A 12,789-nucleotide genomic window follows, 5' to 3' on the forward strand; every position below is an offset into this window, starting at 1 on the left:
CCTGAAACCTTGGCCCTCGCCGAGAGCAGGGGGGGAACCGATGCAATGCTGAAATCCAGCCCAAAGGGGAGGGGGATCACCCGGCAACGCAGCCCTTAGGGACCGTTGGTGGGGACACCCCTTTGGGCGCAGTATTTCGGGGTTGCATTGGGGGACCGGCGGTCCCCGAGACGTCGTGCAGCGGCGTTCGGCTTGCCCGAACCCCAAGCGACTAGAAAAACCGGATCGGTGTTAGATGCCAAGCAAAACCGACTTTTGTGTCAGATCACTGACCCAGCTCGCCGATTCAAAGCGGTTGTTCGTGCTTGGCGCAGCCAACGACCGGAAAGAGCCCACTTTACCAAATGCTGCGCCTCGCTCGAATGGCAGCGAAGCGCAGTTAGCGATCTATACAAAGTGGCGGAATCTGCCAGCCATGTGGCAATCCTAATGGGGGCGCCTTGCGCCTGGAACGCAAGTTTGCCACGTAGCCGTTTCACAAGATGAAGGATCAGGTCAGGAGCATTTGAACGGCACGAAAGTACTGGCCATGCCTTCGTTCATCGTCATGATCGTCAGCAGATTGGCCAATTCCAGTTCGGCCTCGGTGACCGGGCATACATCGGCGGGGGCTTGGCAGCCGCTGTCTATGAACGACTGATTCCGCGTCAGAAATTCTGTCCGCAGGCCGTCCAGCCCTTGAAACCCGAGCGCGGCATCGACGGCTCTCTGATAGAGAACACATTTCTGCTCACTCCAGGTCAAGCCTTCCAGATCCTGCGCCCCCACCGGAGGCGCGAGACAGAGCAGGACCACCGACATGGGCAGCAAATGAAAGCGGCGATCAGTCATTGGGATAGGGATCGTAGGGTGGCAACACCACATTCGTGGTTGCAATGCGGGCCAATTCGGCATGTGTGCTTTCCTGTGCATCCCTGTTTCGGGACGACCCTCTGATATAGATCGTCATAAGAAGGGGTTTCCGGTTTGGCGGATAGATCGCCGCAATGGTCGCGGTTTCCCCTCTGGGGCCGGTGCCTGTCCGGTCGCCGACCGTCCAGCCAGATGGCACACCGGCCCGGATCCGCGCGCCGCCGGTCGTGTTCGCGATCATCCACGCGGCAAGCTGTTCCTTGCTTCGCGCTGTCAGAATGTTGCCCAGCAATAATGTCTCCATGGTCTTCAGCATCTGTGACGGTGTGCTGCTGTCCCGTAGATCGCCGGGGGGCACATCGTTCATCTCGGTCTCGTAGCGATCAATCCGCGTCACCGGGTCGCCCATATTGCGCAACGTCGCAGTCAGGGCCTCGGGGCCACCGACACTGCGCAAAAGCAGGTTGGTCGCTGCGTTGTCGCTGCGCGTCATTGCGGCCTCGCAGAGGCTGCGCAGGCTCATGTTGCCACCGACCGCCTCTTTTGCGATCGGGGACCACGCGACAATATCCGAGGATCGAACTGCGATCTGCCGGTCGAGCCGTTCCTGCCCCCGGTCCACGCGCTGAAGAACGGCTCCCGCAAGCAGAAACTTGAAGGTGCTGTTGAGCGGGTATGTCGAGGTTTCGTCCCATCCGCTCGCACGGCCAGTCTCCGTGTCCAGCACCGAAACGCCGAGATCACCATCGACCTGCAGGCTGATGACCTCGAATGAGAAGCGCGGGATCAGGCCGTCATCATAGGTGCGCGGTTGCCACTCGCGCGTTCCATAGGAAGCATTCCGGCCAGTTGCCGCGGAGGCAAGCAAAGATGCCGCTCCGGCGGTAAACAAGCGTCGGGACAGAGTCTTCAAAACGGCTCTCCTCAAAAATTGGGGCTTATCGCGGCCCCTGAGTTGCGTCCACTTATCGGGCGCTGATCTCGGCGATCATTGCCTGACCGATCTCTGAAACCACCTGATTGCGAAGTGCAAAATCGGCATCACTTTCGGTAATATAGATCGCGGCAAAGTAGTGAACATCCGTCTCAGGCTGAATGAATGCAATGATTGCGCGAGAGCCATTGCCTCCGGCCCCGGTTTTGTCGCCGATCACCCAGCCGTCAGGAAGGTGGGCCCGGATCAGCCCGTCCGCCACTGCGTCGTCAATCATCCACTGACGCAGTTGCGCCGCAGAAGCGGGCGTCAAAACATCCCCCAGAAGCAACACTTCCAATGTGTTCAGGATGGCCGAAGGTGTAGATGTATCCCGTGGATCCCCGACTGCCCCCTCGTTCAGAGCCGTTTCCCAGCGATCAAGGCGTGTGGTCTGATCTCCGATACCGCGCAGAAAGGTGGTAAGCCCCTCAGGCCCACCCACAGCTTCAAGCAACAGGTTACCCGCAGTGTTGTCGCTGAGAGTCACTGTCGCTTCACAAAGTTCACTGACTGTCAGGCCATTGTCCAAATGTTTCTCTGTCACCGGGGAATAGGTCACCAGATCATCTGCTGCGTAGGTTATGCGCCGGTCCAGATTTTCCTGTCCCGCATCGACACGCGCCAGAACCGCACCGCACAGGAGGGATTTGAACGTGCTCGACATCGGAAATCGTTCATCTGCACGCATCGCGATTTCCCAATCTGAGGATGAGTCACGCAGAACCACCCCGATACGCGCATCCAGACGCTCCTCCCAGGCGGAGACTGTTGCTTGCAGGTCCTGCGCCAACAACGGTGTCGCAGTTCCCGCGATCAAAGCTGCGCTCAGGAGTGCTCGAATATATGCCTTCATGGTTTTCCACTCTTCTTTGTTACGGCGCAAAATCTCGACCCTTCCGGCAGGCTGAAAAGACAAACCATTGGGCTTCAGAGATGATGTGTCGGTTGATATTTGCTGAACTGGCATTGATCCAGCTCATGAGAGCGGCATTAATTTCTTTTCATACAGTGCGCAAACGACTAATTGTCAAACTCTGCATAAGAAAAAATAATGCCAATGGATCGCCCAAACATCCCTCTCAACGCGCTGCGCAGCTTTGAGGTTGCTGCTCGTCAGGGCAGTTTCACCAATGCCGCCATAGAGCTTTGCGTGACCCAGGCTGCTGTCAGCCATCAGATTTTGCGCCTGGAGGATCAGCTTGGTGCAAAGCTGTTTCACCGTACGTCCAAAGGGCTGCTACTCACCCCGGAAGGTGAGGCGTTGCTACCGGTCCTGACCGCCAGCCTTGATCGTATCAGCAGCGTTTTGGATCGGTTCACGGATGGTCGTTATCATGAAACGATCAATGTGGGGGTTGTGACGACTTTTGCCGTCGGGTGGCTTGCGGAGCGTTTGGCTAAATTTGAGGAATCCCATCCGGGTATCAGCATTCGTCTTTTCACAAACAACAACCGGGTAGACATCGCCCGGGAGGGTCTTGATCTGGCGATCCGTTTCGGTGCCGGGCGCTGGCCCGGGCTGACCATACAGCCCCTGATGGAAACACCGCTGACCCCGATATGCGCACCATCTGTGGCATCGGCCCTAAAAGCGCCCGAAACATTGCTGAGCCAAAAGCTGCTCAGGTCTTATCGCGCCGATGAATGGCCCATCTGGTTTAAAAAAGCAGGTATGGTGTCACCTTACATCGAAGGCCCGGTTTACGATTCTTCTGTCGCCATGGCGGAACTGGCGGCAAAAGGCTTAGGCGTGGCGCTTCTGCCCCATGCCATGTTTCAGGCGCAGCTATCTGAAGGCCGGCTGGTGCGCCCGTTCGACACGGAAGTAACAACCGGACGGTATTGGATCACCCGGCTTTCCAACAAAGAGCCGACAACCGCCGTTGCGGCATTTGAAGCCTGGATTTGCAAGGCAGCTCTGTAACCCCCAATCGTCTTATCAAAAAACGGTGAACCGTATTTCTGCTTCGGCTTCATCAACCAAGGTTCTTTGGACAACAGCGAATAACGTCTCCCCCTTCGTTTTGGGCTTGAGCGTCATGCTGCGTCATGCACAAAGGGCAGCTTCGAGCCTGACTGCGGCCATCGACACCGGTATCTGGAATGGCGGTTCAGTCCGCACAGCAGACCCTCGCGCGTTCTACAGCGAAGGTCCGGTTTGGGTCGGTAATGCGCGGCGGTTGGGTCGGGATTGCTTGGCATGGTCTTCTGACAGGCCGCGGAAACTCCGTAGATCGGGTCGCTTTCACGCGGCATTCGACAATCGGGCGAGATCCGATGCACAAGGCGAAGCGAACGACCGTCACCCGAAGGGCAGATCGGCGCGGCCCAGGGCGGGCATGATGGAAAGGTGGCGCCTGGCTCTGTAAGAGACGGGCCCCATCCTATTGCATCAGCATGCATCGGGGCGTGGTGTTCTGGTGGAAGCCGCCTGCCGGCTGAAACTAGGGCGCGGTGGCCCGCCGGGCAGGGCGGGGCATGGGCCTAACCTCTACTGATGTGCAGCTTTTGCCAGCAACGCTTTGCGTGACCCGAAGACTTCTCGCAGGATCAACGCCAAATTTTCATTTGTTGCGCACAGATCGGCGTCTTCTGGGCCTTCATGCGCCTCCATCATTGGGCGAATATCATCATCTTCGACCAACTGGATAAATCGTTGTTCATCGCCTGCAATATCATCAAAAGTGTCGCTGCCGGTGATGGAAATGGCGATCCGAACTGAAGTCCCAGCTAAGGCAACTTCTTCATCTGTGAGGTCATGGGCTTCGCCATACCAATCTGGGCAATAAGGAATATCGAGACAAACTTCGTCGGGGTGAGGGTGCAAATCGCTTCCGCCGGAAAACGTGGATTGAACATTTTTCCAGCTGGTCAATTCACTCTTTAGGAAGGTGTAAAAATCAACATCAAACCGTGCAACGCTGCCCTCGCGCTCGATACAAAGCTCCATCTGCATATCGTGCTGTACCCAAAGATGAATCCAGAAATTGGTTTTGCCAATCTCTTCGTCTGGCGCTTCGGGGACAACGTAGCAGAAGTCATCCGGACCTGAACTATAAGCGTGAGCGGCTATGTCGGCGAAAAGGCTTTCGTAGAAGCCCTTTGAGACCGGCATGAAGCCGCGCCGCATCTGCGTAACAGTAGGCAGGCTGATGTATTGATGGGCCATGTGTTCACCGTCATCTTCAACGGCCAGATCATTGTAAGCCGCAGCGACAAGTGCCGCGAAGTCCTGCAATCGGGCCAGCTTGTTGTAGCTTTCAATGACAAGATCGTCGGGCATCGCCATCTTCCCGCTGATCCATTTTTTGATGGTATCGAGGCGGACACCGTAGAAAACAGACGCTTCTTTTTGGGAAAATCCAAACCGCGAAATGAGCGTGGACGCTTCGTTTGGCAGTTTGAACGGATAGTCGGGAATCGAGATTTCAGGCATGGTTGGTCCTTGAATTTAAGCGGCGCTTTGGATTTGAAACCAGACACGGCGGTTAAGACCACCGAGGGTAGACAGATCATACAATGGTCAGTCGTTAGGGGCAACGGTCTCAGTTTGGATTAATTCAGCCACGATCAAGCCCACAATGCTGGCATAGGTCATAGCACCGTCTGGCTGCTCGGATCGTGACAGCGATTTTGCAACGTCTTCTGGCCGCAGGCCGTGTTGCAAAAGAAGCGAGAACATCACGCAGGCGTCTTGAACCTGAAATTCAAGCTGCGACCCTGATTTGAAGCCCGCGGAGTAGAAGACTTCGCGGGGCCGCCCATTTTCCTTTGGATCATATCCGACCGACAGGTGTATATTATGACCGTCTTGCGTTGTGATCTTGCGGGTCTCGGTGAGCCGCCTCGATGGCAGGTTGTGACGTGGATCAGGCGTGTCTTTGTATTCCATCGGCTTGTCCTCTGAGATGACCTTCCCGGCTATCCGGCTGGAAAAACCCTTTGGGTTTTTGTCACCGGGAAGGAACCTTTGGTGAGAGGGCCGACCGGAAACGTCCAATCCTTATTCCCGTTATCTGCGACCGAAAACGTCCAGCCGACTGACAAGCCCGTGGGGGCGGTGGTGGGCCGGAAGGCCCACCGAGGGCGTTAGCCCTCTTGCTTTTTCGCTGCGCGGCGGCGTTCATCCTGGCTCATGTTATCGAAGTCGTCAGCCGCAAGGGTCATGCCGTATTCGGTGCCACCGGAGCTGTTTTCCCAGCTTGTTTGACGGAGCGTTCCGCGAACGTGGACCAAATCACCGGGTTGGGTGTTTTCTTTCACCCACTTGATGACGTTCTCGTTGAAGATCGTCACTTCGTTCCAGTAGGCGTTTGGCTGAAAGTCGCCGTTGTTGTCTTTGCGACCGTATTCGGCGGCAACTGTGACCCGAAGGGTGTTGCCAACGTCTTTGGTCTTACCTACGCGGCCCATGATCTGAAATTCTGCAAAGGTTCTCATTGTGGTGTCTCCTTGGTGAGAGTGTTTCGATAAAAAACGGTCAAGCGTGTATTCGATGCGATCAAACCAAAAAGCGGAGGGTCCGAACGATATTATAATATTGTAAATTATTCTAATTCGGATGGAAACCGTTTTTTTGTTTGAAGGCAAAGGCGTAGCCGGAGCCGGTCGCTAAGAGAAAACTAAGTGAAGTTCCGTTTGAGAAACACGTCCAAGGGGACACTTGAGAACCGTCGCGTTCAGTTTTTGGAAGGGCCGGGTAAGACCGAGGATGTTGGTGACTGTGCAAGCGTGATCAACACAGAATACAGCAAAGACAGCGACGGTACTGGCAAACGCGGAACGTGATGGGGATCTTCGACACGGACGGAAATGGATGAAAACCCCCTCCCGATTGAGCCATGTTTGTGGCATGGTTTGGCAGAGGGATAACCTTGTTTGGCAAGATGGTATGATCATAGCTGACTCAGACAACAGACGCAGAACGCACCTCAGAGAAACAGCAACGTGGCTCTACACCTCGATGTGGGGCAACCGGCCACTGCTCTCCTGTTGGGCATTACAGGCTGGAATGGCGTTGGCGCTCATTGCAGGGCAGGTGGACGCTGAAACGATCAATCCTGCGACGGTCTATGTCGTTGATGGAGACACAATCCGCATGGATGGCGATAGCTGGCGTCTCGTCGGACTGGACACCCCAGAGACGTATGAACCGGGCTGCGACTTCGAGCTGGCCCTAGGGCAGGCCGCAACCGCGCGATTGCGCGGGTTGATGGCGTTCGGACGTGTCGTAGAGGTGATCCGATTGCCGGGGCGTGACCGCTTCGATCGGGGATTGGCGCGGCTCTTTATCGGGGGCGAAGATATCGCAGATATTTTGGTCCGCGAAGGGCTTGCACGGCCTTATGAGGGCGGCAGGCGCTTGGGATGGTGTGGGTAGTGATGCATGCGGGAAACGCAGAAAAGCGGCCCGGAAGGGCCGCTCTCGTGTCAGCCAAAGCCGACCAGTGAGTTTAGAACAACGATGACGCCTACGACGATAGCGAAGGTGAAACCTTGCACCGTCAGGACCGACTGAAAAACGTCGGACTTCCTGACCATGTTGCTCTCGATGTGATCAAGACGCTTCATCAATGTGTCAAACTGTGTTTCGGTCATATTCTCGCTCATGGTGAGTTCCTCTGTGATATAGGTGAAAAACCGTCAAAAAGCAATGAAATCACTGCCCCATGCGGTCGCAGGCATTTGGACACGCCACGTCAAGGACGGCCTGCAAGGCCGCGTGCGAGCTGCGCCCTCTTTGGCGCGGCGAAGTCCTTTACAGGTGTGGGATAATGCAAAGACCGTGTGGGGTGGTGTAGTCTGGCCCTGTCCCGCGCAAGGCGCGGCCAGGTTAACAGCCAGACCCGATCTGCATTGTTCGTGCTTGGTGCAACAAGTGGGTGGGGATGGAGCGCCGGGGGGCGCGACTTCTGCGTGAACAACGCAGGCCCGTGTCCACGGGGCATCGCCCTGGGGATGTCGGGCAAACAGTCACCCTTCGTATCGGGAACGACGCACAGATGCTGCTACGAAAATCAAACCGACGCAGGCAAAGCCACCGATGATCATGGTTGCAAGCCAGAAATCATCCGGTCGGACGGTGCGCACCGGGAAATAGCTGAGGGCCAACCATGTCCAATCGACAGCGGCAGTGAAACCGTAGTCGCGGCAGGTCAGATATGCGGTTGCGCAGGTATATCCAAAAACACTGGCGATAGCGGTGACAATGATGGTTGCTGCGACAGCTTTACCTTTCATCAACTTCATCCCACCGCATAATTTCATCCAGATCTGCATCAACTGCCGCCCGGTATTCGCCATAAGGGTTGGCTGGGCCAAACCGAATGCCATGCTGCCAGAAATTTCCGTCGCGGCCAGAGAGCCAGGCTTGATGAATCTGGGATCGTGCAAACATGCGCCTGAACCATCTTGGCAAGGTGCGGCCTCCGTGGCCTTGGATGTAGACCCATAACAGGAAGCGCCCATAGATCGTGGTGGGGTTATCTATCACTGGTCTCGATCTCAGGGGACGCCAGCTGAACCAGTGCAGCCTTCATGAAGCGGTCATATTCAACACTCATGTTTGGTCCTCCAAAAATACCTTCGTAAGCCCGCGTGCGGTCTTGATGTGGGGGTGTTTGGTGCCGTTGCTGAGATAGTCTTCAAGCCGCGCCCGTAACTCGCTGTTTTCAGGCTGTATCATCATGTCACGATTAACGTCTGCTCGTCGCAATCGCATTTTCCACTCGGCGTCTTTCGCTGGATCGTATGGATCAGCGTCAAACGCTTTCTCAATGACTGCATCTGCCGTGGCGCGGACGTACTCTTGGTCAACCAACCCGTCGCTATCAAAGCGCCAAAGTGATCCGTTCTGCCACGCAATATCCCCGTTATCGTAAATGAGGGCAGTCACCGCCTGCATGATCTTGCCTGACAGTTCGGCATAACCGACCTCGCCCCTATAGATCGCCATAGAGCTGGATAGTGGCATTTTGTAGGTCATTTCCGACTCTGGATCACGTAGAAAAAATGCACTCTTTGTCATTACGCCATATCCGTTTTTGCAAAATCATCGCCCTTGTAGAGCAACGGACTGTTGAACGCTTTTGCGCAGGCGTAGGCAAAGCAATCGCCAAAATTCAGATCAGCTTCATGGCCGACAAACTTGCCGTAGCAGGCTGCGACCGCCAAGGCTTTGTCGCCGATGGTGCCTGTGATCGTGATTTCGTTTGCATTGATGCTATGGAAAAAGGTTTCGACAACAGTGCCAGCCGCTTCAAACTGTTCTGGTGTCGGACGCACCTTTCCACTTCGGGAACGGGCCACCGCAGCAACGGCCTCAAACTTGACCAACGGCGATACATCAAATTTGCCGTTGTGGGCCGCCATGCGCTTTACGATTTCCTCAAAGCCAGCTTCACGATTGATGATCGCAACGACTACGGACGCATCAACAAACATTACTGGTCGCTCCAAATATCGTCAGCAAAAGCCTTCTGGTCGAAGTCGGGATCAACGGGACCGATTTCGTCAGCTTTGGCTTGCACGGCGGCAATCTTCTCCATCAAGGGAACCTTGCGCTGGATGGAAGCCAAACCTTCAAGCAGGGCTTTGCGCACGGCTGCGGTCTTAGAATCTGCGCCAGACAATTTCTGATACTTGATAGCCAAGTCGTCCACGCTGTCGTCTTTGATGTAGAGGGGCATGATAGGTATATCCTTTCTTTGGCATGAGTATATCCCACATAGGATATTCTGGCAATGCTAAAAGGATATACCGAAAAACGGCCCCGCTGCAAAATAGTAACTGCAAACGGGGCCAGGTGCATCCTCACCACAAGGAAACTGTCTATCCACTCCAACGCCGCCCCTCTGGACCAACATCAATGTGGGTAAAATCGGCGTAGCGGCCTAGGCCATGAACCCCGTAGGACTCGGCGTAGCCAACAACGAGGGCAGGGCTGACGCCAACCATGTTGAAGTCACATGCTCGGCCTTGGACGTGTTGCGAATTGCGGGCTGCGCCTTCGATGGTTGCGTTGCGGCTGGCAGTGCGGAACCCTGAATTGACCAGTATCAGTTTGGGTTCTGCAAAATCGAGCGACATACGCGTTTGGATCAACGCCAGATCGCCAAACAACAGTGGGTCAATCTGGCGGTGCGCACCGCCTGCACGCCAGTCGCGCCACAGCCAATTCAGCTGTTGAAGGTTACTGTTGTCATATCGCTGGCCGGTGCGGAAACGCACGGCCAGCCTGTCCCCATTGGTGTTCGCAACCAAGATACGATCATAGCCAATTTCTGCCCAAGGGGTATCTTGAGCAATACAAATAGCCGGTGCCGCAAGCAGCATGGATGCCATCACGGCTGTCTTTATGAACTCTCTTTTCGATTGCATTGCTATGTCCATTTCCCAAACAGTGGGGATCATCGTATGTGTAAACGCAACAAAACAATATTACAATATCGTCACTGCATTGCCATATTGCCGATACACAAGAGAGCCGTGAGTTAACGAGTGTCTTGGTTTATCAAGGGGGGCAGGGCGCTTGTGCGCCCCGCTCCGTGCTTCAAACCATGCCTTCGGGCAACCATGCTGCGATGCGGGCTTCTTGGGTCTCTGTGACGCCAAGGGCCTTGCGTGTTGCTTCGTCGCCAAACAGCTTTTCCAGCTTCGCGGCCTTCTCGCCCTTTTTCAGGCCCGCGAATGTCTTGGCGGCATCGTGGCTGTCCGTTAGGTCCAACAATTCGTTCCACAATGCGATCATGTAAGGGCCACCAACACGGCTAAAGAAGTTCTCTGCGGTCGGCGTGAAGTGTTCCCGCGTGACCTTCTTCGTTTTCTCGTCAATCATCTCGCCAAGATCGGCATGTGAAATTGAAAGCTGGCCGATCAGGGTCCGCACAAGCATATCCATGCACTTCTTATGGCCGCGCTTGCGGAATGCGGTGAAGTCCTCGGCCTTGCTGCCCTTGCTCTCAACCGGTTCGGGCAACGTCAGCCGCTTGTCCTGCGTGTAACCTGTTTCACACTCTGGCACGTTCGCCAGATAGGGCAGGGACACATCATAAGCATGGATGCGCTGCCATCCCTTCGATTGGGTCAACTGGAAAGCCAATAGATCAAGCGCAAGGGTCGGGTCGTCCAGTAGCGCGTTCTGACGTGCGCCAATGACGATCCGGTCAAGGTCTTCCTGCAACTTCGCAGAAATAGGTGACTTCTTTGGGGTCTCTTTATGCGCCGATTTCTTCAAGACGCCCGCTGCGATAGCTGCCTCTTGATCCTCATGCCGCACAAGCCCTTCAATCACCTCTACATCTCCGCCGTGGTCAACGTAGATCACAACGCCTGCATGGGCCTGCTGCTCTGCGGTAAAGCCCCCATCGGCCTTTACCTGCAATTCCAGAAATTCAGCCCTTCCAGCTTCATCGCAAGCGTCACCGTCTACCAGTTCGCCCAACTCGTCGTAGCGGTCACTTTCATCCTCGGTCAACACACCTTCGACCTTGTAGACCCGCGCCATCTTCATACGATTGATCGTATCGCTATAGACATAATCGTCCGTGATACCTTCGCCCCAAGTCCAGCCATTGTCCGTTGCGATCTGCGCAGCAGTGCTGGCAAGTTTCGCCTCAAAGCACTCCTGCAAAATCGCGGGATCGTCAAAGATCGTTTCATCTTCAAACAGGTCGCCGCCGACACGGCCACCTGCGGCTTTGTAGTCCTCAACGCCAACAAAAACAGCGCGACGGTCACTGCCTTTTACGTGATCAGGCTTCAAGCCTTCCTTGATCTGATAATCGGACATTGCGCCCCAACCCTTCGTGCCGTTCGCTTTCACGCGCTCCAACACTTCAAGGGTCAGCTTTTCGTCATTGCTAATCGTGAACGCCTTGGCTTGGGACATGCTGATTTCGCTGGCCTTCAACGCATCCAAAACATCCGTGTGCAGTCCTGCCATTGCCAAGCGGCGATAGACCTTCTTTTCGGTCGCGCCATATGCCACGGCGATCTGTCCTGCGGTCAACCCTGTCTTCTCCAATGCGCCGTAGTCGCGGATTTCATCGGCAGGGTGAAGGTCTTGGCGTTGTGCGTTCTCACTGGTCGCCCAGAGTTTTGCGGTATCTTCATCGGCTGCAATCTGAACCTGCACGTTCTGAAAGCGCGGATCGTCCTGCAACAAAGCAAGGGCGCGGTAACGCCGCCCGCCAGCAACAACACCAACGCCATCGGTACCGTCATGGCGGAACCCTGCAAGGTTATGGATCAGGCCAGCGATTTTGATGTTCTCGGCCAGCGATGCGATTTCATCTTCGGAAAACACTGTGCGCGGGTTCAAAGGGGAAACATAAAGATCGGCAAACGCTACGCTTTCGGTGATCTGCGGGATTGTTGTTTGGTCAGTCATTTTTCTATCCTTGATATGGTGATGGGTTTGGGGGGAACGCCCTTCGTCGGGCGCTCTCGATTTTCAGTAGTCAGAAGGGAAAAGGACCGTCATGACCCGCTTGGTTTTCTCCAAGTCGGTTGGGTCTTCGGCTCCGTATTCGAGGTTCCAATCGTAGAGGTCGATCTTGAACCAAATGGTTTTTGTTTCGTCGCCGACCGTAATTTCCACCGCACCAAAGCAGTGATCTCCATAGGGGTCGTTGTCCTCGGTGAAGTCGTCAAAACGCTGGATTGCGGCCATAGCCCTTGTGATCCAAGCGGGGCTTAATGCAGCGACGGCTTGCGTCATGACGATCTGACCGGGGATGGTAAAATCCGCCCCCCATGTATTGCGAAAACGGTCGTTGTGTTCCGCGATCAGCTTGGCCTTTTCCGCCGCCTCAAAGTCTTCTTCGGGAATTGAAAGCGCATTGTTCATATCGTGTTCCTTTGTGGTGTGGTCCGTTCTGGTGTTTCCCAAAATCGGACAAGGGTTCTGGAAGGACCGCGAAGCGGTGCCTCTCCTGAAACCTTGGCCCTCGCCGAGAGCA

General features: G+C 55.3%; 18 protein-coding genes. 3 read left to right on the forward strand and 15 right to left on the reverse strand.

Annotated elements, in window-relative coordinates:
• Positions 1 to 495: 495 nt before the first annotated feature.
• From N9C89_RS15990 to bla (N9C89_RS16000), 3 genes are read right to left on the reverse strand one after another with little or no spacing between them, the layout of a single operon-like run.
• A complete protein-coding gene (locus N9C89_RS15990; protein WP_263955031.1) occupies positions 496 to 831 on the reverse strand; it encodes a hypothetical protein in 336 nt (111 codons plus the stop codon).
• On the reverse strand, positions 824 to 1,765 hold the full coding sequence (gene bla / locus N9C89_RS15995) for a class A beta-lactamase (RefSeq protein ID WP_263955032.1): 942 nt from the start codon (positions 1,763 to 1,765) through the stop codon (positions 824 to 826). Before bla (N9C89_RS15995) ends, N9C89_RS15990 begins: the two co-directional genes overlap by 8 nt.
• 52 nt (positions 1,766 to 1,817) lie before the next feature.
• The gene (gene bla / locus N9C89_RS16000; protein ID WP_394358523.1) at positions 1,818 to 2,681 is read right to left on the reverse strand and encodes a class A beta-lactamase; all 864 of its coding nucleotides are present in this window, start codon (positions 2,679 to 2,681) and stop codon (positions 1,818 to 1,820) included.
• 198 nt (positions 2,682 to 2,879) lie between these two features.
• On the opposite strand from bla (N9C89_RS16000), the gene N9C89_RS16005 reads away from it, so the two are divergent.
• Positions 2,880 to 3,752 (forward strand): LysR family transcriptional regulator, encoded by an 873-nt coding sequence (locus N9C89_RS16005; protein WP_317134940.1) that lies wholly within the window; start codon positions 2,880 to 2,882, stop codon positions 3,750 to 3,752.
• A gap of 567 nt (positions 3,753 to 4,319) precedes the next feature.
• Here N9C89_RS16005 and N9C89_RS16010 read toward each other — a convergent pair.
• From N9C89_RS16010 to N9C89_RS16020, 3 genes are all read right to left on the reverse strand, one after another.
• On the reverse strand, positions 4,320 to 5,264 hold the full coding sequence (locus N9C89_RS16010) for a hypothetical protein (RefSeq protein ID WP_263955034.1): 945 nt from the start codon (positions 5,262 to 5,264) through the stop codon (positions 4,320 to 4,322).
• Between the two features lie 87 nt (positions 5,265 to 5,351).
• On the reverse strand, positions 5,352 to 5,720 hold the full coding sequence (locus N9C89_RS16015; protein WP_092841435.1) for a hypothetical protein: 369 nt from the start codon (positions 5,718 to 5,720) through the stop codon (positions 5,352 to 5,354).
• A 197-nt stretch (positions 5,721 to 5,917) separates the two neighbouring features.
• Positions 5,918 to 6,268 carry a single-stranded DNA-binding protein gene (locus tag N9C89_RS16020; protein ID WP_092841437.1) on the reverse strand — a complete coding sequence of 117 codons (351 nt, stop codon included), beginning with the start codon at positions 6,266 to 6,268 and terminating at the stop codon, positions 5,918 to 5,920.
• A gap of 186 nt (positions 6,269 to 6,454) precedes the next feature.
• Between N9C89_RS16020 and N9C89_RS16025 the strand changes: the two genes are divergently transcribed.
• Together N9C89_RS16025 and N9C89_RS16030 are read left to right on the forward strand one after the other, a co-directional pair.
• Positions 6,455 to 6,616: a hypothetical protein gene (locus tag N9C89_RS16025; protein WP_263955035.1), complete on the forward strand. Its 162-nt coding sequence runs from the start codon at positions 6,455 to 6,457 to the stop codon at positions 6,614 to 6,616.
• Positions 6,617 to 6,644: 28 nt separating this feature from the next.
• Entirely contained in the window at positions 6,645 to 7,208 is a 564-nt protein-coding gene (locus N9C89_RS16030; RefSeq protein WP_263955036.1) for a thermonuclease family protein, read from the forward strand.
• A 50-nt stretch (positions 7,209 to 7,258) separates the two neighbouring features.
• Here N9C89_RS16030 and N9C89_RS16035 read toward each other — a convergent pair whose 3' ends face one another.
• From N9C89_RS16035 to N9C89_RS16075, 9 genes are all read right to left on the reverse strand, one after another.
• Positions 7,259 to 7,438, reverse strand: coding sequence for a hypothetical protein (locus N9C89_RS16035; RefSeq protein ID WP_263955037.1), 180 nt, complete (start codon positions 7,436 to 7,438; stop codon positions 7,259 to 7,261).
• A gap of 363 nt (positions 7,439 to 7,801) precedes the next feature.
• Positions 7,802 to 8,068 (reverse strand): hypothetical protein, encoded by a 267-nt coding sequence (locus tag N9C89_RS16040; RefSeq protein WP_263955038.1) that lies wholly within the window; start codon positions 8,066 to 8,068, stop codon positions 7,802 to 7,804.
• Entirely contained in the window at positions 8,058 to 8,225 is a 168-nt protein-coding gene (locus N9C89_RS16045) for a hypothetical protein (protein WP_263955039.1), read from the reverse strand. The genes N9C89_RS16040 and N9C89_RS16045 overlap by 11 nt, the downstream gene beginning before the upstream one ends.
• Positions 8,226 to 8,387: 162 nt before the next feature.
• The gene (locus tag N9C89_RS16050) at positions 8,388 to 8,855 is read right to left on the reverse strand and encodes a hypothetical protein (RefSeq protein ID WP_263955040.1); all 468 of its coding nucleotides are present in this window, start codon (positions 8,853 to 8,855) and stop codon (positions 8,388 to 8,390) included.
• Positions 8,855 to 9,271 (reverse strand): type II toxin-antitoxin system VapC family toxin, encoded by a 417-nt coding sequence (locus N9C89_RS16055; protein ID WP_263955041.1) that lies wholly within the window; start codon positions 9,269 to 9,271, stop codon positions 8,855 to 8,857. The genes N9C89_RS16050 and N9C89_RS16055 overlap by 1 nt, the downstream gene beginning before the upstream one ends.
• Complete coding sequence (locus N9C89_RS16060; RefSeq protein ID WP_092841449.1) at positions 9,271 to 9,516, reverse strand: type II toxin-antitoxin system VapB family antitoxin; 246 nt, start codon at positions 9,514 to 9,516, stop codon at positions 9,271 to 9,273. Before N9C89_RS16060 ends, N9C89_RS16055 begins: the two co-directional genes overlap by 1 nt.
• 142 nt (positions 9,517 to 9,658) lie before the next feature.
• Entirely contained in the window at positions 9,659 to 10,207 is a 549-nt protein-coding gene (locus N9C89_RS16065; protein WP_263955042.1) for a YcbK family protein, read from the reverse strand.
• Positions 10,208 to 10,379: 172 nt separating this feature from the next.
• Positions 10,380 to 12,218 (reverse strand): ParB/RepB/Spo0J family partition protein, encoded by a 1,839-nt coding sequence (locus N9C89_RS16070; protein ID WP_263955043.1) that lies wholly within the window; start codon positions 12,216 to 12,218, stop codon positions 10,380 to 10,382.
• A gap of 63 nt (positions 12,219 to 12,281) precedes the next feature.
• The gene (locus N9C89_RS16075; protein WP_263955044.1) at positions 12,282 to 12,677 is read right to left on the reverse strand and encodes a DUF3768 domain-containing protein; all 396 of its coding nucleotides are present in this window, start codon (positions 12,675 to 12,677) and stop codon (positions 12,282 to 12,284) included.
• Positions 12,678 to 12,789 lie beyond the last annotated feature (112 nt).

Origin of the sequence: Halocynthiibacter sp. SDUM655004, assembly GCF_026015885.1 — a bacterium.
Classification (GTDB): domain Bacteria; phylum Pseudomonadota; class Alphaproteobacteria; order Rhodobacterales; family Rhodobacteraceae; genus Falsihalocynthiibacter; species Falsihalocynthiibacter halioticoli.